Source organism: Microcystis sp. M53603_WE2 (assembly GCF_030065435.1).
This window is the reverse complement of record NZ_JASJFF010000118.1, coordinates 1-1,723: the sequence shown is the minus strand read 5'-3', so window position 1 is coordinate 1,723 and position 1,723 is coordinate 1. Positions and strand designations below refer to the sequence as shown.

Below are 1,723 nucleotides of genomic sequence, written 5' to 3'. Positions count from 1 at the left end.
TGAGGTGGTCAACTACCTAATTTTCAGGGAAAAAGTACCTGAATTTTCCCCCGATCCCCGCAATGGCTGGCACTTTTTGAGGGGAAAAAAGTCCAAAAGTCTTATCCAACAAGGTTTTTAGATTTATTCAGCAGACCCTATATAAATTTTGCTCTAGGAATATCAACCACTTTACTTTTTGACAAGGAGAGAAAATCTATCATGGCAAAGAATAAAATTGTTGTCTTAAGTGACGTACATATTGGCACGAATGTCCCTACTAATTGGTATCAAAAAAGTTTTCATGAACCGTATTAGTCAGCGATTCTAGATTATGTGATTGATAACGCTGACTCTATTCAGGAGCTAATTTTACTTGGTGATCTGTTCGACTTTTGGACTTATCCGCCTAATTTTACTCCTCCGGCTACCGTTGATATAATTAACGCCAATCCTAATATTTTTGGAGCAACGGGAAAGTTAAGTCAAGCTTTAACTGCTCTCCAAGGGAATGTAACTTATGTCAATGGAAACCATGACATGAATGTCACTCAAAATGACTTAAATAACATTCAAAACTCAGCTAATTACAAGATCAAATATTGTTCAGATACGATTTATTATGTCACCTCTAGCAATGGACAAAAAATGGCTTTTACTCATGGTAACATTTTTACCATGTTTAATGCTCCCGATCTTCAATCTTCCCTGAGTCCTTTACCTGTTGGTCATTTTGTTACCCGAGCTATAGGTTATATGTTAAACAACACCCTTACTCCGGGACAAACTGTTGCTGATTTATCGGGACAAGGTAATCCTAACGGAATCGATTTAAGTGGTTTGGTTTCCTCGGTTGGTTCTCTCATTACTTCAGGTAACTTAGTCAGTGCCGTGCTTGATTACATAATTAAAGTAACTGGAATACCGGAAAATGAGCCGATTATTTTAGCGAATGGCCAAACAAAAACTATGGCAGATGCTAAACAGATATATAGTGGTTTACAAGATCAGTGGATTGCTGATTGGGGAGGATGTACTAATGGTGAAATGATTACGGGCAAATCGGCGATCGCTGATTTAAGTGGAACTTATATTGCTTGGTTTGCTCAACAATCCGCTTTAGAATCTAACTCAAATTTAATCGTTTTAGGACATACCCACGCTCCGAAATTAGGTATAACTAATGGCTTTGTTCAATATGTTAATGATGGGTTTGAGTGTCCTTCCAGTCCCGATGTTCCCCCACAAACCTTTACTTTTGCTGTGATTGATACAGATACCTGCCAAAGTAATGTTTGTCAAGTAATAAAGCAGAATAATTCTTATCAAATTGTTCCTTTTGCTGCCCCGCCGGACTCAGTAATTTCCTCGATGTCAATGGATTATTCCTGTTATGTTAGTATTGATAACACTCAAGGAAAGTCAACCTTAACCTTAACTAAACCTGCAACTAATGAACACGGTTATTATGTTGTCAGTCCTCCTCAACAGATTAACCCCGGAGAACAGGTCAAGTTCTGGTTACAAGATGCTCCCGGACTATATGGCACCCAAGGAAGTGCAGTCTATTCCCAAGTAGGGGGTAACTCTCTTACTTTTGACTATGCTTGTCCTACAGGTTTATCCTCAAATAGCTGTTCTGGTGCTAATTTTTACACCTCTAATGATGGGGTAAATTGGGGTCAACTTAATCAAGTTAAAAAGAGCGGTCATCCCTTTTTTGTGAAATTTGTGTTGTGACAAT

The 1,723-nt window shown here is 38.4% G+C and carries 1 protein-coding gene; it reads left to right on the top strand.

Going from position 1 to position 1,723, the window contains the following annotated elements:
- Positions 1–315: 315 nt before the first annotated feature.
- Entirely contained in the window at positions 316–1,719 is a 1,404-nt protein-coding gene (locus PX481_RS02845; protein WP_288093577.1) for a metallophosphoesterase family protein, read from the top strand.
- Positions 1,720–1,723 lie beyond the last annotated feature (4 nt).